This is a genomic window from Paenibacillus sp. PK3_47 (assembly GCF_023520895.1).
Taxonomy (GTDB): Bacteria; Bacillota; Bacilli; order Paenibacillales; family Paenibacillaceae; genus Paenibacillus_AQ.
In genome coordinates this window covers 4,001,354-4,023,569 of record NZ_CP026029.1, presented here as the reverse complement: position 1 = coordinate 4,023,569, position 22,216 = coordinate 4,001,354, and the positions used below count along the sequence as shown (strand labels likewise).

The following is a 22,216-nucleotide window of genomic DNA, read 5'->3' as shown; positions in this document are numbered from 1 at the left end:
CCTACATTTTCAGCATCATCAACGCCGGTGACCCAACCAGAACGATTACAATTAAAAAGATTACCACCATCGGAAACACTAATTTGGATGAAGCCTGCTCTCCGCGTGTACGGCTGATCGCCTTCCGCTTCTCCCAGAGCATCCGCGAAAGATCCCGCAGCGACAAGACAAAATCATTTCCTCCCCTGCGGTAATTAAGCAGCACCGTAGTCGTAAACAGCGACACCTCCTGCACTGCACAGCGCTTGCTGAAATTCTCGAATGCCTGCTGGAATGAGTAACCGCTGTCCCATTCCCCCGTCATCAGGGACAGCTCTTTGTACAGCGGATGGCTGAAATCTCCCTTGCGGCTGTCAATACAGCGGATAATCGCCCGCTGCACATTCTCACCGGCGCCTACGAGCAGGACAATGCTGTTCAGCAGCTCCGGGAGCTCCAGCAGAATGCTCTGCTCCCGCAGCTTCACTTTTTGATGCAGGTCTCTCACGAGCGCAACCGGAAGCACCGCAGCCATAAATCCGCCCAGGAAAACACCGGCCCTCTCCCCGCTGAGCAGTGTCAGCACGCTTCCGCCGGCTGCGGACAGCCAGCTGTAGCTGAACAGCTCCCCTATGAACAGCAGCGTCCGTTCTGCACTATGCCGCATCCCGTACCTGTGCTGCAGCGACCGCTGAATCCTGAACATGACGGCGGGGATATAAACGCTGAGCTTCCCTTTCTCGATGGCCAGTAAGAAGGGTTCACCAAGTCTGCGCAGCCGCAGCCCTTCCATTGGCAGCCGCCGCAGACCTGCATAACGGCTGCCGCTTTTGAAATATAGCAGCACCCAGCAGGATGTACATGCCACGAGCACGGATATGCATAACCACCGCACCTTCTCACCTCCTTTACAGCGGAATGTCCATAATCTTCACAGTCCAGAGATAACAGAGAAACAATCCCGCCAGTGCCAGAGTGGAAATTACCATTCCAGCGCCGGTATACATTGGCGCCATGTAGTCCCCTGCCGCCAGACTCATGAACAGCACCATTCCCAGCGGGGACACAAGCAACGCCTTGGCCTCAAATTTCTTCTGGGCGATGCTGACGGCAATATCCTGCTGGATGTCTAGCTTCTCGCCAATAACAGCAGAGGTGCGCCGCACCACTTCTACAAGGTCACCCCCTGTCCGTTTGCAGACCGAGAACACATCCGCGAACCGCTCCACATCCTCCATGCCTGCCCGCCTGCTGAAATCATGCAGCGCTTCCTCCACCGGCTGGCCGTATTCCATGCGCGCACAGATGATATTCAGCTCAAAGATCATATCGCTCCCGCCCTCCGGGTCGAGCATCCGCAGATCCTCTACTGCCTCGCGGAACGCATTCTCCACTGATCTTCCGGCGGACAGCGAGGAAGACAGGGAGAACAAGGTCTGCTTGAACTGAAGGTTGAGCGCAGAGCGGCGGCGCTGCAGCAGATAGTCACGAAGCAGCCGCGGGGCATAAGCTCCCCCTGGTACAAGCAGCAGGGACAGCAGCAGATTATGATAAAAAAGATATCCGATTCCCAGCAGTACTGCCCCGCCTGCCAGCCTGGCCAGCATTTTGGATAGTGGCGCCAGTAAGTACACCGTATAGTCCGGCAGCTGTGCCTGGCCTGAATATCCCGCCTCTCCTTCTGACCGTCTTTTGTCTGCCGGTAACTTCTTTCGCATCCCGGCTTTCTTCAACAGCTGAATCAGAACACCGCCTCCTTCTGCCCGGGTCTGCCGCTGTAGCAGGCCAGCGGATAGTCCGTTAATCCGGCCATCTTCAGCTTCCCGCTGTGCAGCAGAGGATTTCCGCACGGAACAAGTCCCCCCTGCACCTTTCCTTCGTACTCTCCCGTTTCCCGGAACTCATATAAAGGATTCAGTACAACCTCCCCGTCCCGCAGCCCGGCAACCTCGCTGATCTCCATCACCCGGCGTGAACGGTCCCTCAGCCGGGACAAATGCACGAAGATGTCTATCGCTGAGCCGATCTGCTGGCGGACCACTGCTACCGGCAGCTCGGCTGCGCTGAGCACCATCGTCTCCAGGCGGCTGAGCATATCCTGTGCGCTGTTTGAATGGCCTGAACTAAGCGAACCGTCATGGCCTGTATTCATCGCCTGGAGCATGTCCAGACATTCCGCTCCCCGGACCTCACCGACCACAATCCGGTTCGGGCGCATCCGCAGCGATGACCGGATCAGATCACGGATGCTGATCTCGCCCCGGCCTTCCGTGTTCGCATTTCTGGTCTCCAGCGAGACCAGATTCGGCACGGTGACGATCTGCAGCTCCGCTGAATCCTCTACTGTAATCACCCGTTCCTGCGGCGGAATAAACTGCGACAGGGCATTGAGGAAGGTAGTCTTGCCTGAACCGGTACCTCCGCTGATAAAAATGTTATACTTGGCGGCCACCAGAATCTTCAGCAGCTCAGCCGCCTCCCCGCTTATAGCCTCCCGCCTCACCAGCTCGCTCATGGTCATCGGCGTCTCCGGAAATTTGCGGATTGTCATCGCCGGTCCCTTAAGCGCAACCGGCGGGAGCACAATATTGACACGTGAGCCGTCCCTGAGCCGCGCATCCACAATCGGCGTGGAATCATTCACCACCCGGTTCACCCCGGACACCACCGTCTGAATGATATCCTCCAGCCTGCTTCGGGACTCAAAGGCCAGCGGAAGACGGCGGATCGCCCCGTCTTCTTCCACAAAAATCTCCTCATGGCTGTTGATCATAATCTCTGTGATGTTCGGGTTATCCACCAGCGGCTGCAGCACGTCCAGCCCCCGGAAGGAATCGAACAGCTTTTTGATCAGTGCGTGCTTCTCCTGGGCCGTCAAATACCGCAGACTGTCCATTTCCAGAATCACGCGTTCAATATAGGAAGCAAGCTCCCGGTTCCCGACTGCGGAAGTTACATCCAGTCCGGCCCGGATCTCACTGCGCAGCTTCCTGAACATCTCCTCATTCATACAGGCTGCCGGTAAATACCCGCGGCAGGGCCGGCTCAATAATTCCCCTGCAGAGCTGCTGTATACCTTCCAGAAATTGCGGTGAGTTCAGGCAAAGCTCCCCATGGTGGAGTCCCCAGGAAGGGATAAAAGGAAGCATTCCATCCAGGCGTATTCCTTGGGGAACAGGCTTATGATTCATAGCCGGCTCCTCTGCAAAATTAAGCACAAACCGGCTCTTGCCCCCTATATCCTCCTGAAGCCCGGAATGCGGACTGCCAAAGTATTCAAGCCACCTGGATGTCTTAACCATGCTTGTCTCATCATTTCTCAGCACCCATAACACCATGCCGCAGTGCTGCAGCACGGCCTTTGCCCGCTCTTCTTCAAGACTGCCTGTATCCACGATGACAGCATCATAGCGTTCATCATTGCCCAGCAGCTCCAGCAAATCCGCTGCATCCTGCTGGGTCATCTGCAGCATTTCCTTCAGGTTCTCTACCGGCCTGAATACATCGCTGCGAACACTGTCGTTCCGGACACAATACCTCCCCGGCTGCAGCTTCTGCGCATTGTCTTTCCCCTCCTCCTCCCTTTGAGCTTTGAGTTCGTACAGCAAGCGCTCCAGTCCATGGGCACCACCGGACGGCAGCCTCAGGTACAGCCCGCTGCTGTCCACACTTTCCAGGTTGAGATAAAACACAGATAAACCCATGCCCCCCAGCTGTTTAGCCAGATTAAGCGCGACTGTTGTTTTACCGCTGCTGCCGTTCGCAGAGACCACTCCCAGCAGTAGCGTCGCTTCCTTGGCTGCGATAGAGGTCTTACTCCGTTTCACATCACACAGCTGAAGGATCGACTCCAGAAGTGACGGCAGCGCCTGATATTTGTCAATCACTGTACCTCCGGCCAGGCTGCCGGTAATTCTGCCTGAATATTTCCCGTCTTCATTCAGGAGCGCCCACGGAGCTGCATTCTTCCCTTCCAGCAGCCATGCCTCTATGAAAGCGGGATCGCCTACAACCGCATCCGGCACTTCTTCGCCTTTCATAAATTCCATGAACGTATCCAGCCGGCTAAAAGCCGTCACCCGCAGCAGTGCCCCATAATTGCTGTGATGCACGTAATGCAGTAAGGGTCCTATATATTGACTCTCCCGCACTGCAAGCACGATCCTTGCCGCCATACCATCCACTCCCTTCAGCTTCATATTCAGAACTGCAGACAGCAAAAAAGCACCGTCAAAAACCGTGAAATACGGTCAATGAACGGTGCTTCCGTCACAATTCCTATAATTTACAGCTATAGTAGCATATATAAGTGCCCGTATCAATAACTAATTTATCACTCACCCTGATATTTATTACGTAAACAACGCATTTACATATCCCATACAGGATATTTCCCGATCCTTCCTTAGCTTTTATAATGGTTAAGTCCATCTGCCGATGCGACCAAGTACATATACTAAAGGAGATAATCCGCCATGAAAGTCATTCCCGGTTTCTTAGCCGTCCTTGCTTTGTCCGGTACCATCAGCCTGACGGCTGCCGCTGCAGAGCAGCCTGTTACGGTATTCATCGACCAGCAGAAGCTCAACCTGACGAACAGCGCTCCACTGCAGGAGAACAATTCCATCCTCGTTCCTATGCGGCCTGTTTTTGAGAAGCTTGGCCTGGATCTGACTTGGGACGCGAAGACAAGTTCCATCACAGCCGCCAAAGAAGGTCTCACAATCAAGCTCCAGATCGGCAGCAAAAAAGCGACTATTAATGGAACGGTGAAGCAGCTGGCTGCCGCTCCTAAGATGATCAGCAATGTTACTTATGTTCCGCTGCGTTTTGTGAGTGAAGCGACAGGCAATGCTGTCAGCTGGGATGCCAAAGCAAAGACAGTCCAAATCACAAGTGTTCAAAAACAAACTGTAGATATGGAAGGCATCAATGCACTGTTTGAGAAATATATTGATTACTCCAATGGCGAGGATACAGAAGGCTTCATGAGCCTGATCGATCCGCGGTCGCCGCTTATACAGATTGAGCCGTCACTGAAAGAACAGGCGAAGAAATACGATACGGCCACATCCATTCTTCAGCTGGATGTCCTTGATGCGACAGATAAGGAAGCCACCGTACGCACGATCGAAACTACGGACATCATCAGCGGTTCCTTCATGCCGGACAGCAAAGCGGAATACATCTATTCGCTGACCAGAAGCAGCACCAGCGCAGATTGGACAATCAGCAGCCTTCAAGTACAGGCCATTCAATATTACCTGCCGGAGGAAGAGATGACCGCAGCAGAATCCGTTCCACAAGCGGATGAAGATGCCATCAAAGCAGTTCTCCAGGCCAATATCGATTACTCTAACCAAGAAGATCTGGAAGGAGCCATAAGCACCATTGATGAGTCCTCGCCTGCACTGGAGCAGACCAGACAGATTCTCGCCCAGGTTTTCCGTGTCTATGATTTGGAGGCTGCCATTGAATCTTCCAGAATCATTGATTACACAGGCACTGAAGCCGCTATCTATGCGGTGCAAACCACCAAGAAACTACAAGGCCCGCAGTTTCAGGATACCCGTTCCTATACCGTTTCTACCGTTAAGAAATCAGCAGACGGCAAGTGGAAGCTTGTGCAGACCTATAATCTGGGCACTGAAACATTGAAGCAGTAAGCCCGTTTCTTAACCACTGTTTCCGGCAAAAAAAAGCAGCGGGAGCCAACCACTCCCGCTGCTTTTGTGTTCAAAGGCATCTGCTGCGCACGCACCCTACAGAAATCTGCGCCGGATATCCGGTGTCGGCATTAGGCACTGTTCATCCCGCCCGAACCAGCGGTACCGGTTCTTCGCTACATAACGGTATACGGCATCTCTAAGCGGCCCCGGTACAAGAATAAACAGATATGCGAGCGGCCAGGGAAAACGCAGTCGGCGGGCAATCCGTAGTACTGCAGCTGACTCCGTATAGACAGTACCGTTCTCCAGCAGCACCACTGTGCTAAGCTGCCCGGAATCAAGCCCGTATGACTGCTGCAGCCGGAGCCCGGTTTCGCTTTGCAGGGGTGCAAACCTTAATCTGGCTTTTGGATCACGCGGAATAATAAACCGGACAAGCCCCTGGCACAGATGACAGACACCATCGATCAGCACTACTGAATGTTCTTTTGTATGCAGCTTCTGGTCCTCCATCCGCTCTTCCCCTTTCTATTTTCCATCCATAACATATTATTCCCGTAAATATAGCAAAAACGCGGGATTGCTCCCGCGCATTATCGTCCGTTCATGAAGTTATTCAGCAATCGCCTTATCGATCCACTGGTCGCCGATCATCTGATCTTCGAACTCGGCAGTGAAGTTTTCCATACATTTGCAGATGAAATCCTTGCGGCAAACCGGACACGGCGCCTTAAGCAGTCGGCTGATGTTTGTCATTTTCCATTCCGGAAACCGATTGTAGAACGCGCGGCACTGCGTTCCGTCAGCAGTCTTAATAATGAATTCGTACAATCCGTCTTTATCGTTGCTGCTGGCTTTGGTCACACTCGTAATTTTCGGTCTATAAGACATCTTCATCACCCATTATTTAAATTTTTGGAAAGTTTAGAGCACACGCGACTTTAACAGATACTTAGACATATTAAAGAATTTTGGGGGTGATGTCAACCAACGCGCACGCTCCCGGCCGCTATTTATTGCCCATCCTGGTGTTCCTGTCTCTATTTAGCCATTATTCCCGCAATCAGGCATTTATAACGCTATTATATGACATTTAACTCTACATCAATATTGCCGCGGGTCGCCTTGGAGTATGGGCAAAAAGCATGCGCTTTTTCAGCCAGCTCCTGAGCCTGCGCGCGTTCAATGCCCGGCAGCTTCACATCGAGCCGCACCGCCAGTCTGAAGCCGCCGTCGCTGTCATCTTTTCCGATGGATACGTTGGAGACTACCTCCACATCCTGCAGCTTTACGCCTTCTTTGCGGGCAATATTCGCCAGGGCACTTTCATAGCAGGCTCCATATCCTGCTGCGAACAGCTGCTCAGGATTTGTACCCTGTCCTCCCGGACCGCCAAGCTCCTTCGGCATTTTCAGGTCATGCTTCAGAACTCCATCCGAGGATTCCACCGAGCCTTCCCGTCCGCCGTGAACCGTCGCTGATGCTGTATACAATGCTTTCATCCTAATCCTCTCCTTTTTCAAATTTAAGTTATACCTTCACACCCTAACTTTAAACCATTCATATTTTTTGAAACGAACAGACAGGCAGCTGTCACATCCTTGACGTTTGCATCCTGCTATAAATGGTGTACAATTAAATTGTTATAAATCAAAGGACCGGGAGGCATGATTCATGAGCGTTTATGATTTTGAAGCCACCACCCTGCGGGGTAATGAGGAGTCGCTGTCCAAGTACAAAGGCAAAGTGCTGCTCGTCGTGAATACAGCCAGCAAATGTGGGTTCACCCCTCAATTAAAGGGTCTCCAGGAAGTGTACGATAAATTCAAAGACCGCGGCTTTGAGGTGCTGGGCTTTCCGAGCAACCAGTTTGCCGGACAGGAGCCGGGTGACAGCGATGATATAGCAGAGTTTTGCGAGATTAACTACGGGGTAACCTTTCCGATGTATGAAAAAGTTGACGTTAAGGGTGACGAAGCCCATCCCCTCTTCAAATATTTATCCAAGGAAGCTCCGGGCGTACTCGGTTCAAAGAGTGTCAAATGGAATTTCACCAAATTCCTGGTTGACCAGGAAGGCCGTGTGCTCAAGCGGTTCGCTCCGCAGACTACACCGGATCAGATTGAGGCCGATATCAGCAAGCTTCTGGACTAAATCTATTTCTGCTATTACGTTCAAAAAGATACTCTTCACTCCCGGCCTGATGCCAAGTGCGAAGAGTGTCTTTTTTTGATATCCATATTAATTTAGCGGACAATATACAAAACAAAAAAACCTGAAATTCCGTTAAGGAACTTCAGGTTTCTTAGTATGCGGTAGAGAGGACTCGAACCTCCACGGGTATACACCCACTACCCCCTCAAGATAGCGTGTCTGCCATTCCACCACTACCGCGCGGTGTGTTAACCATTACAACAACGTCTGAGGTCAACATTCAATATTATAAACGTATTGCTCCTAAAAGTAAAGGTATGTACTCAGGAATTTTCGTCCTTATTTTTCTGCTTACGGTACTGCAGGAATTCCATATACTCTTCAATGAATGCCTTCTCCTGCGGCTCCAGTTCTCCAATTTGGCAATTCAGTTGCCGTATTTGGGCAGACGAATACCCTTCCCCGTTTTCACGCACCGTTTCGGCAGCCGTTTTGCCCAGAATCAGCCAATCCAGACTGACATGAAAAAAAGCGCCGATCTCAATCAGCTTATGCGTCCCCGGAGTCGATTTGCCCCGCTTCCAGTCCCCCATGTTGCCTGTGCTGATATTCAGCTGCTCGCAAAAGGATTTTTTGGTTATCCCCTTTTGTTTGATCATATATTCAATCCGCTCATAAATGGACTGCATGTGACAACCGCCTTCCACATTCATTGATATGACTTAAAAACGTATTTTTTATTGTAAAATGACGTAAAAAAGTATATAATTAACTATTATTATTCCTGTCCATTATATCATAACGGCTGGATGGTCGATAAGAGGTGAAGCCTGATGAACAGTAAACGTCCTGTTACACCCTATGGCTGGGCAATCAAACAGCGTCTGACGGAAATGCAGCTGGACCAGAAAAAGTTCTGCGAATTACACGGAATCCCGCCTTATCGCCTGTCCAATCTGATTCATGGCACCCGCAGGGCAGAACGGTACCGCCGCCAGATTGCGGAGTTGCTGAACCTGCCCCCGTCCTAGCAATTATTCTGCATCATCTGAGGAGCGATAACTTTTGCCGTTAAGCATATCTTCTTCCCTTGTTCACGCTCTAAATGCGCTGCCGCACAATGCGCTGGTTATTGACAGCTGCGGCTCCATCCTGTTCGTCAGCGACAGCTGGAAGGAATGCTGCCGGTGTTGTGAGCTGTATTCCGCCCTTGACCGGACCGGCAATCATTATCTAAGTCTGTTTGAAGATCTTGCAGTTAACCCTGTGCAGTTAATTACGCTGGGTGACGCTTTACAGGAAATACTTCAGGGTGAACGCCTGACCGTTAGCCTGGAAATCATACTGCAGCCCCCCGGTAAAATCCCAAGGATGTTCCGTGCGGAGTCCTTCCCTTTAATCACCGGAGATTCCGCTGCGGAACGGCTAACCGTTCTGTGCCTGCAGCATGCAGGACCGGTACTTAATCATCATCAGCTTCACTCCATTCACGGCAGCCGTGCTCTGCGCTTACGCCATAAATCCGAGCCCCTTGTACCGATCTGCGCTTCCTGCAAATCCATCCGTAACAGCAAGGAGGAATGGATTACGATTGAACGCTTTTTGAAGCAGCAGCTTTCTCTGCAGTTCACTCATGATATTTGTCCCGAATGTATCCGTCAATTATATCCCAAATACGCCGGTGCTCTGAACAGGTGATTTAAAAAACAAGAAATGAAAAGAATAAAGTAAAATAAGTGCAACTGTATCCTATTCTATTTTAGCAAGTCAAAAAAGTAGCGCAATCCTGTAAATATTATTTATTACACTCCGCTTCCCTCTCGATTAGAATTAGTTATGCAAGCGGTCCCATAACTATGAGATTAACGGGGGTAGAAGCATGTTCAAAAAAACTGTGAATGTAATGCTTACACTATGCATGATCTTACTGCTGGCAGCATGCAGCGGTAACAGCAATGAAGGCAACGCCTCAGCGGGTGAGCTTCCCGGCGGTAACGGGACAAGTGCTAATGAAGTCGATCCTTCTGATCCGGCGTTCAGTGCATTTAAAGAACCCGTAACGATTCACACCGTAACTTCCGAATACTCCTCCGCAAAATATCCGCCGGGTGATGACATCACTAACAATGTCTGGATCAAACGCTATAAAGAAAAATATAACATTGATGTTGTCACAGACTGGGTCAGTGATGAATATGACACCAAGCTTAATCTGGCTATTTCTTCAAATGATCTTCCCGATGTATTCAGGGTAAATGCTTCCCAACTGCAGCAGCTGATGGAAGCCGATATGATTATGGATCTTACAGAGGTATTTGACGGTTATGCATCAGAACGCCTTAAGGGTTATATGGAGGCCGATGCTGACAGCTATGAGTCGGGCAAAAAAGACGGGAAGCTCTATGGTATTCCGCAGCTGCACTGGGGATTAATCGACCAGCCGGATTTTGTATGGATCCGTAATGATTGGAAAGAAGAACTTGGAATCAAAGACCCTGTATCCGTTGCAGATATCAAAGACACAGCCCTTAAATTCATGGAAAAACACGGCGGTTACGGCATAGCTGTCGATCAGACTCTGGATTACCTTAACTTGCTCGCAGTTGCATGGAACGCTCATCCGGATATGTGGATTGAAGATGCGGACGGCAAGATTGTGTACGGCTCCACTCAGCCGGAAATGAAGGCTGCGCTTACGGAATGGGCAGAATGGTACAAAGCAGGGATTCTAGATCCGGAATTCGCAATTAAAGATTTCAGTGCCATGAATGCTGATATTGTTGCAGGCAAGGTGGGAATTCAGCCTTACTATCAATGGTGGGGATATAATCCCGGTGTAGATACCATATCCAATCTGGGCAAGGAAGCTATTTTTTATCCTTATCTGATCCCGACAACTGATGGCAAGGAAGCGAAACAATCTGTTTTCTTCGCCAACGGCAACTACATTGTGATCAAAAAAGGATTTAAGCATCCGGAGGCTGCCATTAAACTCCTTAACGACTATGCCTATATTGTTGACGAAGGCGTTGGCAAGGAATCCAACGAAACCCTGTCTGCCCTGCTGGATAACGATGTGGCACACGTGGTAGGCGCCTTCCGCGTCCTTAACCCAAACTCGGATTACGAGCAGTTCGAGGCTGTATCGGCCGCCCTGGAGTCTAAAGACACCAGCGGTTTAACGACCTCGGGGATGTGGCAGAAATATAATAACAGTGTCGAATTCATAACCAACGCCACACCAGGTGCAGTAGGTGACTATCTGCAGCAGGGCGCTCCAAAGGCCGCCTACAGCCAGGCCAAAAAGATACTTGATAGCGGAAATTACATCAAGACAGCGCTATGGGGAGCCAGTCCGGAAGCCCTCGCAAGCTATGGAACCACTCTGGATGACATTTTAACCGAAGGATTCACCAAAATTATAATGGGCTCCGAGAGCATCGACTACTTCGATACCATTGTCCAGAACTGGCGGACAGCGGGTGGAGATGCAGCCACTGAGGCAGTTAACGCAGCATACGGGAAATAAATTTCTCCAGTACACAGGGGACGAGTCATCTCGCCCCTGTGCTTGATGCGCCTAACTTAACACTGAAATGGAGGAGCTGTAAATGATAAAGAAATTAAAACAGCAAAGCCCGTACCATTTAATGCTGATTCCAAGCCTTGTGCTGGTCTTCATCTTTAGCTATGTTCCCTTCTATGGACTCGTTATAGCATTCCAGAAATATAATCCCGGCCTGGGCTTCAATTCACCCTGGGTAGGCTGGGACAATTTCCATCATGTCTTTAATCAGCCTAACTTTGTACGGACCATCTGGAATACTCTTTACATGTCTGCTTTTAAAATCATTGGCGGTATCATCATACCGGTAATGTTCGCCCTGATGCTGAATGAGGTTGCCAGAAGCGGTATTAAACGTACCTTTCAGACCCTTGTCTACATCCCGAACTTCCTGTCATGGGTAATCATGGCGGGCATTCTGCTGGATATCCTTAGTGCAGACGGCATTATCAATAACTTCTTAAGCATCTTTGGATTAAAGCCTGTCGCCTTCCTGGGCAGCCCTTCTATTTTTCCATGGACTATGATTGTCAGTGATATCTGGAAGGGCTTCGGCTTCGGTACAGTCGTATACCTCGCTGCTTTAACCAGCATCGACCCGGGTCTGTATGAAGCCGCGGTCATTGATGGGGCCAAAAGATGGAAACAGACGCTCTATATCACCTTGCCGCTGCTTATGCCAACCATTGTCCTGATGTCTGTTTTATCGCTTGGCAGTGTGCTCAATGCAGGATTCGACCAAATCTTCAACCTGTATTCACCAGTCGTCTATCAGACCGGAGATATCATTGATACCTATGTCTACCGTCTTGGAATTCAACAGGCACAGTATTCCATCAGCGCAGCCGTAGGCCTGTTCAAGTCAGTAATATCGTGTATTCTCGTGGGAGTGTCCTATATTCTGGCCTACAAAGTAGCCAACTACCGCATTTTTTAAGGAGGCCCCTTATGATCCAAGACAAAAGCCTGGGAAGACGCCTGTTCCATATCCTGAATTACACGATTTTAATCATAACTTCATTACTTTGCATTCTGCCTTTTATCAATTTGTTAGCCGTATCTTTCAGCAGCAGCGCTGCCGTCTCGGCCGGCAACGTGGCATTCTGGCCCGTGGACTTCACAACCAAAGCCTATGAATTTGCATTGACCGGAGGCGCTTTCTTTACCTCTCTGTGGGTGTCGCTGAAACGGGTCATTATAGGTACCCTTATCAATCTTATTCTAATGGTGCTTACCGCCTACCCGCTTTCCAAGTCCAGGCAAAAGCTGATGGGCCGCAATCTCTACATGGGTTTCTTTATCGTGACGATCCTGTTTAACGGCGGATTAATTCCGACTTATCTTGTAGTGGTAAAGACAGGGCTGATTAACTCGATCTGGTCACTGATTCTGCCTGGCGCACTTCCTGTATTCAGCATGATTATTCTTATGAATTTCATCCGCGGTTTACCGGAGGAAATCGAAGAATCTGCAATTATTGACGGAGCAGGGCCCGTGCAAATTCTGACCCGGATCCTTCTCCCCCTCTTGAAGCCGGCCCTTGCAACTGTAGGCTTGTTCAGTATCGTCGGTCACTGGAACTCATGGTTCGACGGAATCATTTATATGAATAATCCTGCCAACTATCCGCTTCAAAGCTATCTGCAAACATTACTGCAGAGCTTTGAACAGATCATGCTTAAATCGGGAACCGACTATACCCAGTTGTTGTCTATGATGAACGCAAGAACCGGACGGGCTGCACAGATGTTTTTGGGTGCCATTCCTATTTTGCTGGTATATCCGTTCCTGCAAAAGTATTTTACTAAAGGCCTGGTACTTGGCAGTGTCAAAGGGTAAGCGCCCGGATGACTATCGAAGCATCATTTTCTACGGCTCTAACATTAGAGGAGCAGTTCTCCGTCTATGGGAGAACTGCTCCTCTAGTTATTTTATATTCTCAACAATACCCGGTAACAAAATAGTAAATGTGGTGCCTTCACCTGCACTGCTGTCCACCCTGATTCCATAGGAAGGGCCGAAATGAAGTTGGATCCGCCGCTGGACATTCTGCAGCCCGATCCCTTTGGTCCCGCCTTCGGAATCCGCCCAATTCCCGGTCATAACCCGGATGGCTTCTTCATCCATGCCAATGCCGTTATCACAGATTTCAATAACAATATCACTGCCTTTGGATTGAATCCGGATTGTAATTATCCCCTCTTCTTCAAGCTCCGCAAAGCCATGAAAAATCGCATTTTCGATAATGGGCTGCAATATCATTTTAGGTATGCGGTTATCCAGCAATGCGGCCTCAATATCATACCGGGTCTGAATAGAATTATAGTATCTGACGTTCTGAATGGTAACGTAATTGACGATGTTGTCCAATTCTTCACGGATCGTCACCAGGGTCCCGTCAAATCTTGAGGCATAACGGAGCATCGAAATTAGCGCTTCGGTCATGTCCACAATTTTGTCCGCTTTTTGCATAGAAGCCATCCACTTCACAGAACCTAATGTATTATACAAAAAATGAGGATTGATCTGGGAATGCAGTGCCCTTATCTCTGCAGCCGCCTTCTCGCTCTCCTCCTTCTGCATCCGCTCAATAAGCTGCTTTAATTCATAGGACATCTTAATGAACCGGTTAGACAAGTGCCCGAATTCATCTTTCGAGCCAACAGGCTGCACCTTTTCGAATAGCCCTTTTTCGACCAATCTGATATTATTCATCAGCTTCTTGATGGGGCGGGTAATTACATTGGACAGAAAGATCGAGATAATAATCGCAAAAAGGGACATCACAAGGGCCAGCGTAATCAGATTACGGCCCAACAGCTCGCCCTCGTCAGTCAATTGATCCATCGGCATATACAAATAGGTGGTCCATTCCTGCTGGCTTAACGGGTTAGTGACCACAATGTTCTTAGTTTCATCCGGACGGACATTATCTCTGAACAATGTGCCGATCAAACGGTCATCCACGTTATAGACAATTTTATCCTCAGCGTCGACAATCATAAACCTGGAGCGGAGCGCCTCCTGCAGGTTGCTGTTTACAATCTCAATAAACTTGATATCAATGCTGACAACAATTACGCCCAGGAGCCGTCCGGTTGTCACATCGTATATTTTTCTTGCGTGTGAGACAGCGAGTATTTTATTTTTTAGCTGCTCATCAATACGGGTTGTTAATGTAATGGTTCTATCCTTTGTATGCATGAATTTTTTGAACCACAGCTCATTCGCGGCTTTATATTCGTAGTTGATCGGTTGATTGGGACTGACAAACAGGTCGGCGCCGCCGTTCAAGTTATACAGGTATATGGAGAAGACACGGTCTTTCATCATGATGTAGTTCATTAGATTATTGTAGGCAGCATTCTCGTTTTGCACCCCTCCAATCCGCAGATAATCCTGAATAGGATAACTGCCCTCCAAGGTGGCGGATAAAGTACTGCTGAGCCCGTTACTGGCCAATAAAGAGATCTTCTCAATTTCTTTCAAAAACTCGTCAATGCGTATATTGGTTTGCTTGGCTAAATCCTTCATGAGCCCCCTGTAGTTATGCTCCAGCAATTCTTCAGAAGACCGGTAGGAATTTATGGTCATCACAAATACAGGAAGGATAATTACCGTCAGGCAAATAACCATAATTTTCGTCTTTATACGAACAGGATGCCTTCCCCGCATGGTGCACCTCTCCGGTATACATAATAGCAGAACTTTTATTCCCTATACTCCTCAGGAGACATCCCTACAATTTTCTTGAATATTTTACTAAAATAGGTGTGATTGTGATAACCAACCTTGTCAGCGATTTCATAAACTTTCAGCTTGCCTCCGCGTAAGTAAGCCTTTGCTCTTTCAATCCGGACGCGGGTTAAATAAGAAATGAAATTCTCTCCCCGCTCCTGTTTGAATATACGGCTCAGATACGAAGGATTAACATTGATTTGACCCGCCACGCTTTGTAAAGAAATATCCTCACCATAATATTTGTTTATGATCTCAACCGCCATTTCTGTATACGAACGCTCACGTATAATGCTGGATTCAACTTCAAAACAATAACAAATATAATCCAGCACACTCTGATGTATCCCCTCCCAGTTCTCGCCTTTTAATATAGTTTCATAAGGTGACCTTTCCACATGAGAAGGGCGCTGCCGTTTGGCAGCCGCAGGAAAATGGGAGTGCAATTTTTCCATAAGCAATATATACTTCTCACGAATACTGGACTCATCCGCCTGCAGTGCAGCTAGTTCAGTACGGATTCCGGCTAACAATTCCGCAGCCTTGGCCTCATCCTTACTTTCCCAGACGGTTACAAAATCATGTTCTTCCTCCGCGCTGAGCAATGGTGTAATCGCTGCACGAAGAGGCAGTTTAGCCATATCCTCATAAAACAAAATATTACGGGTGCTGTCGAAGAACCGGTTACTTAAGGCAAGTTCAGCTTCCTCGTACGCTGCTTTTATATATTTGAAGCCTGGAACAACAGTGCTGACGCCGGCGCTTAAATCGAGGTTCATAAAATCTTTTATGGAGGCAATAATCTTCCTGCACAGCTTTTCAATCTCGCTGCGCTGAGAACTGCTGCCGGCTAAAGTATTCACAAAGACCAAATATTCCGATGAATTCCCAATAATAATTTCTCTGCTCCATTTGGAAGGGACAACTTCTTCTACAATATTCAGAATGGAAAACCTGAGCAGCTTCTCATCCTTTTCTATATACTTCTTTTTGACTACATCGAAATCGTTCACTTTGAATATGAGGACAGCCAGATGGTCTGATTTAACCTTTATATCCAGCTCATTCGCTCTTGTATCCGCATCCTGTTCACTTATAAATCCATTAATAAGGTCCTTGAAAAGATCCTCCTTGAGATGGCCCAGACTCCTTGTGACATTGTATGGCATGCGTTGAATATTGCCCTGGCTGCTGAACTCAGCCTGCAGCTTGCTTCGAATAGCCGTAAGCAATTCTATTAAGGATCCGGGTGCAATCTCGCTCTTAATCAGGTAATCTGTCGCGCCTAACTTCAGTGCTTCTTTCACATAATTCAGTTCATCGAAATTGCTTAGAATAACATATTTGCAGGCCTTTAATTCCCCGGAAATTTCGCGGATCAATTGCAGTCCATCCATCACCGGCATCTTGATGTCAGTAATAATTAGGTCAGGTGAGGTTGCCAGCGCTAATTCCAGGCCTTCCTTTCCATTCCCGGCTTCTCCGACAACCCGGAATCCATGTTCTTCCCAATCAATCATAGAACGAATTCCAACTCTCATAAGCAGCTCATCATCAACAATTAATAATTTATACATGATCATCCCTCGTCGATGTACTATTCTTATTAAAAGCACCTTATAACCTTAAGAGAAATTATACCAAAGAAGCGTTATTATTGTCAGAATTTCAATGAAAAATCGGGCTGGAGCCAGCAGCAGGTACTTAAAAAAAATAAAAAGAGCGGCAAATCCTTAGTCATTCAAGGATTTGCCGCTCTGTAGTTAGTATGCGGTAGAGAGGACTCGAACCTCCACGGGTATACACCCACTACCCCCTCAAGATAGCGTGTCTGCCATTCCACCACTACCGCATATATGACCCGTAGGGGATTCGAACCCCTGTTACCTCCGTGAAAGGGAGGTGTCTTAACCCCTTGACCAACGGGCCATGCTGTTAATTTATTTCTTTGTCACAACAAAAATGAGTATATCATAGCCTCGGAATATTTGACAAGCATTTTTCAAAAAAATATTCCGGGGAGCGGCATACCAACAAATAAGCCGTCCCCCGCTACCCTTCCGCCCTCCAGCTGAGGATAAAATCCGTACCGGAAATCCTTCTATCCTTCATAGGCTTTCAAGCTCTGAAGAGCGTCAGCAGCCTCGTACCCGAGACTTTGTGCCACCGCCTTATTCGTCACATAGCCGCCAGCCACATTCACTCCCTTGGCCAGAGCCGCATTATTTAACGCCGCTTCGTGAATCCCCCGGTTCGCCATTAACAGCGCATAAGGCATTGTCACATTGGTAAGCGCAAGTGTTGATGTGCGGGGAACAGCACCGGGCATATTGGCGACCGCATAATGGACGACACCATGCTTCACATAGGCCGGATTCTCATGTGTAGTAATCCGGTCAATCGTCTCGATAGAACCGCCCTGATCAATGGCCACGTCCACAATAACAGAGCCTTCAGCCATCTGCTGCACCATATACTCCTTCACCAGCTTCGGCGCACGGGCACCCGGGATGAGCACCGCTCCGATCAGCAGATCCGCTTTGCGAACCGCTTGTTCGATCTGATAAGTATCCGACATGATGGTGACCAGGCGTCCGCCGAACAAATCATCCAGCTCACGAAGCCGGTTCGCATTCAAATCCAGAACAGTCACTCTGGCCCCCATCCCCAGGGCAATTTTTGCCGCGTTCATGCCGACGATGCCGCCGCCCACAATAACCACCTCACCCGGCTGTACTCCCGGAACACCGCCAAGCAGAACACCTTTGCCGCCGCGGGACTTCTCCAGCAGACCGGCACCGATCTGCACAGCCATACGGCCTGCGACCTCACTCATTGGAATCAGCAGCGGCAGCGAGCCGTCCTCAAGTTGGATCGTTTCATAGCCGACCGCAATAACCCCGGTATCTGCAAGCGCCTTTGTTAATGCAGCTTCAGGGGCGAGGTGCAGATATGTGAACAGAATAAGCCCTTTGCGAAAATAACCGTATTCTTCCGGCAGCGGCTCTTTCACCTTCATAATCATTTCTGCCTTTTCCCATACATCAGCTGCCGTATCCGCAATTTGTGCACCCCTGTCCAGGTACTCGCCGTCACCAAAACCGCTGCCTGCACCGGCAGACTGCTCTATCACTACTGTATGCCCTGCTCTGCAAAATACTTCAACCCCAGCAGGTGTGACCGCCACCCGGTTCTCGTTGTTTTTGATTTCTTTAGGTATGCCGATAATCATTTGGCTCTCCCTCCTCAAATTAGTGAGTGATATGACAAAAGAAAGGCCCGCAGGGAGCCTTTCTTGTCACAGTCAAGGAACAAAGGGAGCATAGAAGCCCCCTTTTATAAACAATTCATGATCGCGGTCCTTACATCTTGCCACGCATTATAGTATGCCAAAACTTCGCTTATGGATTAACTTTTGTTTCGAAGGCTTGTTTGCCGTCTACGAATTTCAGCACAGCCGCTGATTTTACAGGGTCATGCGTTTCATTCATCGTAATTTTACCTGTAGCAAGCTGCAGGTCCTTCGTGGAAGCCAGTGCATCCTTCAATTTGGCCGGCTCTGTGGAATCCGCACGTGTGATGGCATCTGCCAGCAGCTTCACGGCATCATAACCGAGTGCAGCCATACCGTCCGGTACAACGTCTCCGTTGGCAGCTTTGAACGCATCTACAAAGGTCTTCACTTCAGGCGCGCTGTCTTCAGGTGAATAGTGGTTGGACATGTACGTATTGTCGAGCGCTGCAGCGCCGGCAATTTCAGCCAGCTGCGGGGAATCCCAGCCGTCGCCGCCCATAAATGGAACCGTAATGCCCATTTCCCTGGCTTGCTTCAGAATTTTACCTACCTCTTCATAATAACCAGGCAGGTAGATGACATCAGGATTAGCTTCCTTGATCCGTGTCAATACGGCTTTGAAGTCGGAATCCTTTTGCTGATAAGACTCTTCGCTCAGGATGGTTCCGCCGTTCTTGGTGAAGGTTTCTTTGAAAAAGGTTTGCAGGCCTTTGGAGTAGTCACTGGACGTATCGGTATAGATTACTGCGGTCTTGGCACCCAGCGTATCTTTGGCAAAATTGGCCATTACCTCGCCTTGGAAAGGATCGATAAAGGAAGCGCGGAATACCCATTCATTTAATTCGCCTGAACGCTCGTCAACGGTCACTTTAGGGTTGGTTGCCGAGGAGCTGATCAGCGGAATCCCCTTTTCCTGCGCAACCGGTACAATACCGAGCGTATTCGTGGATGTAGTAGAACCGATGATCGCCACAACCTTGTTGGTTGTGATCAGCTTTTGGGCTGCACGGGTCGCTTCTTCAGATTTGGAAGCATTGTCCGCTTCAATCAGCTCCAGCTTCTTGCCGCCCAGCAAACCGCCTGCATCATTGATTTCTTTGACTGCAAGTTGAGCTCCCTTAAGCGCGGAGTCGCCGAAAGATGCCTGACCGCCTGTAAGCTCAAGATTTGCACCAATCTTGATGGTGTCTCCGGCAGCGTTGCCGCCGCTCGCAGCAGTGTTGCTCTCTGTGTTGTTACCACAGCCTGCCAGCATTGACGCAGCAAGCACCGTAGTCAAAATAATGGCCCCGATTTTCTTCATCCTCTTCCAGCCTCCTAAAAATAATATGTTTATATGGTATTTCAGTGATGCCGCAATGTAAGTGGCGCTAAAAAGACCTGTTTAATGACCGCCTAGGTAAGCGACCTTGATATCTTCAGAGTCAGCCAGCTCCTGGGCGTCTCCTTCAAGAACCACTCTGCCTGTCTCCAGCACATAGGCACGGTGGGCAATCTTCAGTGCCTGATGGGCATTCTGCTCGACAAGCAGCACCGTTGTTCCGGCAGCATTAACCTCCTGGATGATCCGGAAAATATCCTGTACCAGCAGCGGCGCAAGGCCCATGGACGGCTCATCCAGCAGCAGCAGCTTAGGGTGGCCCATCATGGCCCGGCCCATGGCCAGCATCTGCTGTTCACCGCCGGACAAGGTTCCGGCCAGCTGTTTTTTCCGTTCCAAGAGACGCGGGAAGGTAGTGTAGATCTTCTCAAAATCAGCAGCGAGACTGCCGGAATTCTGCAGATACGCCCCCAGCTCAAGGTTCTCCTCTACCGACATATTGGCGAACACGCGCCGGCCTTCGGGACAATGAATAAGGCCCTCTTTTACAATCGCCTGCACGCTTTGATTCGTAATCGGTTTGCCCAAAAATTGAATAGCACCCGTCTTCGGCTTGAGCAGCCCCGATAATGTCTTGAGCAGCGTTGACTTGCCGGCGCCGTTCGCTCCGATCAGAGTAACGATTTCGCCTTCATTGACATGAATGCTCAAATCCTTCAGGGCGTGGATCGCCCCGTAATATACGTTAATTCCTTCTACTGATAGCATAGGCGCTACGCCTCCTGTCCCAGATATGCTTCGATGACCTTGGGGTTATTCCGTATTTCAACAGGCGTGCCGTCAGCGATCAGCATCCCGCGGTCCAGAACATAAATCCGGTCGCATACCCCCATAACAAGTGACATGTCATGCTCGATAAGCAGAATAGTCAGATCAAACTCCTGGCGGATCCAGGATATGAGATTCATCAGATCACGCGTTTCATTCGGATTCATCCCCGCCGCCGGTTCATCCAGCAGCAGCAGCTTGGGTCCTGCCGCAAGCGCCCGGGCAATCTCCAGACGCCGCTGGTTGCCGTAGCTCATGTTGCCGGCCAGCTCATCTGCCTGGTCAGCCAAATTAAAGATTTTGAGAATATCCATCGCCTTGGAGGTGATTTCGTCCTCCCCGCTGAAATGCTTCGGGAGCCGGACCATGGATGAAAGTATCGAATGCTTAGCATGCTGGTGATAGGCAATTTTGACGTTATCCAGCACGCTCATGGCTGTGAACAGCCGGATATTCTGGAACGTCCGCGCCGCCCCCATCCGGTTAATCCGGAAGGGCTTAAGTCCACCAACGGACTGATTGTTCAGCATGATGGTCCCGCTTGAAGGAGGATACACACCGGTCAGCAGGTTGAACAAAGTAGTTTTGCCGGCACCGTTCGGTCCGATCAGGCCAATGAGCTCGCCTTTGTCAATATGCAGAGATACTTCACTAAGCGCCTTGAGTCCGCCAAAGGACCGGCTGGCCTGCTTGACATCAAGAAGCACTGCCTTTGCTGATGCTGCCATCGGATTGCGCCCCCTTTTTGGCAAATTTCTTGAATGAGATCCCGGTTCCGAGCAGTCCCTTCGGACGGAAAATCATCATCAAAATGAGGATTACAGAGTATAGAATCATCCGCATTTCAGGGTAATCCTGCAGCACAGTAAACAATACCGTCAGGACGATAGCTCCCACTACAGCACCCGCAGTACTTCCCAATCCCCCGAGGACCACCATAACCAGAATTTCGAAGGACTTCAGGAAGTTAAAGCTGCCGGGATTAATGACATAGAAGGTGTGGGCAGACAATCCCCCGGCCATGCCGGCAAACAAAGCCCCGAGTGAAAAGGCAATAACTTTGTACAGAGTGGTGTTGATCCCCATGGCTTCTGCTGCAATCTCGTTCTCACGGATGGCAATGCAGGCCCGGCCATGCGTCGAGCGGATAAAGTTCGTAATGACCACAATCGTCACCAGCGTAAACAGGAACACGATCGTCCAGGTTGTTTTGTTAGGAATGCCGCTCAGCCCGGAAGCGCCGCCGACATACTCTGTATTCAGCATGACGATACGGATAATTTCACCGAAGCCGAGTGTAGCAATCGCCAGATAGTCACCATTCAGCCTCAGCGTCGGAATCCCGATCAAAATCCCGAAGCACGCAGCCACAACCCCCGCAATGATCAGCGCCAGAATGAACGGAACATCAAAATTCAAGGTCAGAATGGCCGAGACATAAGCGCCTACAGACATAAATCCGGCATGCCCGATCGAGAATTGCCCGGTGATCCCGTTAATCAGATTCAGTGAGACCGCCAGCATAATATTGATACAAATCAAAAACAGGGTAGACTGCATAACATCATCAAAGATTCCCGTTGTTAGAAGAACTTGAATAATGCCGTACAACACCAGAGCAAGTACAATGCCGATCCAAAACGACTTGTTCAGCTTCTTCATAGCTG

The 22,216-nt window shown here is 49.4% G+C and carries 22 protein-coding genes and 3 tRNA genes; 7 read left to right on the top strand and 18 right to left on the bottom strand.

Annotated features, from left to right (window positions below; all coding sequences use genetic code 11):
• Position 1 precedes the first annotated feature (1 nt).
• The 4 genes from C2I18_RS17915 to C2I18_RS17900 are packed head-to-tail and all read right to left on the bottom strand — an operon-like array spanning position 2 to position 4,178.
• Entirely contained in the window at positions 2-847 is an 846-nt protein-coding gene (locus tag C2I18_RS17915; RefSeq protein WP_249897106.1) for a type II secretion system F family protein, read from the bottom strand.
• 40 nt (positions 848-887) lie between these two features.
• Positions 888-1,697, bottom strand: coding sequence for a type II secretion system F family protein (locus tag C2I18_RS17910; RefSeq protein ID WP_249897105.1), 810 nt, complete (start codon positions 1,695-1,697; stop codon positions 888-890).
• A 23-nt stretch (positions 1,698-1,720) separates the two neighbouring features.
• Positions 1,721-2,989, bottom strand: a complete 1,269-nt coding sequence (locus tag C2I18_RS17905) for a TadA family conjugal transfer-associated ATPase (protein WP_249897104.1) — start codon at positions 2,987-2,989, stop codon at positions 1,721-1,723.
• On the bottom strand, positions 2,982-4,178 hold the full coding sequence (locus C2I18_RS17900; protein WP_249897103.1) for a P-loop NTPase family protein: 1,197 nt from the start codon (positions 4,176-4,178) through the stop codon (positions 2,982-2,984). The genes C2I18_RS17905 and C2I18_RS17900 overlap by 8 nt, the downstream gene beginning before the upstream one ends.
• A gap of 276 nt (positions 4,179-4,454) precedes the next feature.
• Here C2I18_RS17900 and C2I18_RS17895 point away from each other — a divergent pair, with 276 nt between their 5' ends.
• Positions 4,455-5,645, top strand: a complete 1,191-nt coding sequence (locus C2I18_RS17895) for a copper amine oxidase N-terminal domain-containing protein (protein WP_249897102.1) — start codon at positions 4,455-4,457, stop codon at positions 5,643-5,645.
• Positions 5,646-5,741: 96 nt separating this feature from the next.
• Here the strand turns inward: C2I18_RS17895 and C2I18_RS17890 are convergent, their stop codons facing one another.
• From C2I18_RS17890 to C2I18_RS17880, 3 genes are all read right to left on the bottom strand, one after another.
• The gene (locus tag C2I18_RS17890; RefSeq protein WP_249897101.1) at positions 5,742-6,161 is read right to left on the bottom strand and encodes a thiol-disulfide oxidoreductase DCC family protein; all 420 of its coding nucleotides are present in this window, start codon (positions 6,159-6,161) and stop codon (positions 5,742-5,744) included.
• 99 nt (positions 6,162-6,260) lie between these two features.
• Complete coding sequence (locus C2I18_RS17885; RefSeq protein ID WP_249897100.1) at positions 6,261-6,539, bottom strand: hypothetical protein; 279 nt, start codon at positions 6,537-6,539, stop codon at positions 6,261-6,263.
• A 191-nt stretch (positions 6,540-6,730) separates the two neighbouring features.
• Positions 6,731-7,150, bottom strand: coding sequence for an organic hydroperoxide resistance protein (locus C2I18_RS17880; RefSeq protein ID WP_249897099.1), 420 nt, complete (start codon positions 7,148-7,150; stop codon positions 6,731-6,733).
• 172 nt (positions 7,151-7,322) lie between these two features.
• Here C2I18_RS17880 and C2I18_RS17875 point away from each other — a divergent pair, with 172 nt between their 5' ends.
• On the top strand, positions 7,323-7,802 hold the full coding sequence (locus tag C2I18_RS17875; protein WP_249897098.1) for a glutathione peroxidase: 480 nt from the start codon (positions 7,323-7,325) through the stop codon (positions 7,800-7,802).
• 157 nt (positions 7,803-7,959) lie between these two features.
• Here C2I18_RS17875 and C2I18_RS17870 read toward each other — a convergent pair.
• Both C2I18_RS17870 and C2I18_RS17865 read right to left on the bottom strand, forming a co-directional pair.
• Positions 7,960-8,042, bottom strand: a tRNA-Leu gene (locus C2I18_RS17870).
• An 83-nt stretch (positions 8,043-8,125) separates the two neighbouring features.
• Positions 8,126-8,491, bottom strand: a complete 366-nt coding sequence (locus C2I18_RS17865; protein ID WP_249897097.1) for a helix-turn-helix domain-containing protein — start codon at positions 8,489-8,491, stop codon at positions 8,126-8,128.
• A 144-nt stretch (positions 8,492-8,635) separates the two neighbouring features.
• Here C2I18_RS17865 and C2I18_RS17860 point away from each other — a divergent pair, with 144 nt between their 5' ends.
• From C2I18_RS17860 to C2I18_RS17840, 5 genes are all read left to right on the top strand, one after another.
• Positions 8,636-8,833 (top strand): XRE family transcriptional regulator, encoded by a 198-nt coding sequence (locus C2I18_RS17860; RefSeq protein ID WP_249897096.1) that lies wholly within the window; start codon positions 8,636-8,638, stop codon positions 8,831-8,833.
• Positions 8,834-8,867: 34 nt separating this feature from the next.
• Complete coding sequence (locus tag C2I18_RS17855) at positions 8,868-9,500, top strand: hypothetical protein (RefSeq protein ID WP_249897095.1); 633 nt, start codon at positions 8,868-8,870, stop codon at positions 9,498-9,500.
• Positions 9,501-9,681: 181 nt separating this feature from the next.
• Entirely contained in the window at positions 9,682-11,331 is a 1,650-nt protein-coding gene (locus C2I18_RS17850) for a type 2 periplasmic-binding domain-containing protein (protein ID WP_249897094.1), read from the top strand.
• Between the two features lie 82 nt (positions 11,332-11,413).
• On the top strand, positions 11,414-12,304 hold the full coding sequence (locus tag C2I18_RS17845; protein ID WP_249897093.1) for an ABC transporter permease: 891 nt from the start codon (positions 11,414-11,416) through the stop codon (positions 12,302-12,304).
• 11 nt (positions 12,305-12,315) lie between these two features.
• Positions 12,316-13,206 carry a carbohydrate ABC transporter permease gene (locus C2I18_RS17840; RefSeq protein ID WP_249897092.1) on the top strand — a complete coding sequence of 297 codons (891 nt, stop codon included), beginning with the start codon at positions 12,316-12,318 and terminating at the stop codon, positions 13,204-13,206.
• A gap of 87 nt (positions 13,207-13,293) precedes the next feature.
• Here the strand turns inward: C2I18_RS17840 and C2I18_RS17835 are convergent, their stop codons facing one another.
• From C2I18_RS17835 to C2I18_RS17795, 9 genes are all read right to left on the bottom strand, one after another.
• Positions 13,294-14,961, bottom strand: coding sequence for a cache domain-containing sensor histidine kinase (locus C2I18_RS17835; RefSeq protein WP_249897091.1), 1,668 nt, complete (start codon positions 14,959-14,961; stop codon positions 13,294-13,296).
• A 116-nt stretch (positions 14,962-15,077) separates the two neighbouring features.
• Entirely contained in the window at positions 15,078-16,721 is a 1,644-nt protein-coding gene (locus C2I18_RS17830; protein WP_249897090.1) for a response regulator transcription factor, read from the bottom strand.
• Between the two features lie 153 nt (positions 16,722-16,874).
• Positions 16,875-16,957 (bottom strand) — tRNA-Leu (locus C2I18_RS17825).
• Positions 16,958-16,962: 5 nt separating this feature from the next.
• Positions 16,963-17,034: transfer RNA gene (locus tag C2I18_RS17820), tRNA-Glu, on the bottom strand.
• Positions 17,035-17,206: 172 nt separating this feature from the next.
• The gene (ald, locus tag C2I18_RS17815) at positions 17,207-18,337 is read right to left on the bottom strand and encodes an alanine dehydrogenase (RefSeq protein ID WP_249897089.1); all 1,131 of its coding nucleotides are present in this window, start codon (positions 18,335-18,337) and stop codon (positions 17,207-17,209) included.
• A 169-nt stretch (positions 18,338-18,506) separates the two neighbouring features.
• Positions 18,507-19,703: an ABC transporter substrate-binding protein gene (locus C2I18_RS17810; protein ID WP_249897088.1), complete on the bottom strand. Its 1,197-nt coding sequence runs from the start codon at positions 19,701-19,703 to the stop codon at positions 18,507-18,509.
• An 81-nt stretch (positions 19,704-19,784) separates the two neighbouring features.
• The gene (locus C2I18_RS17805; protein WP_249897087.1) at positions 19,785-20,489 is read right to left on the bottom strand and encodes an ABC transporter ATP-binding protein; all 705 of its coding nucleotides are present in this window, start codon (positions 20,487-20,489) and stop codon (positions 19,785-19,787) included.
• A gap of 5 nt (positions 20,490-20,494) precedes the next feature.
• Entirely contained in the window at positions 20,495-21,277 is a 783-nt protein-coding gene (locus C2I18_RS17800) for an ABC transporter ATP-binding protein (protein WP_249897086.1), read from the bottom strand.
• Entirely contained in the window at positions 21,246-22,211 is a 966-nt protein-coding gene (locus C2I18_RS17795; RefSeq protein ID WP_249897085.1) for a branched-chain amino acid ABC transporter permease, read from the bottom strand. Before C2I18_RS17795 ends, C2I18_RS17800 begins: the two co-directional genes overlap by 32 nt.
• Positions 22,212-22,216 lie beyond the last annotated feature (5 nt).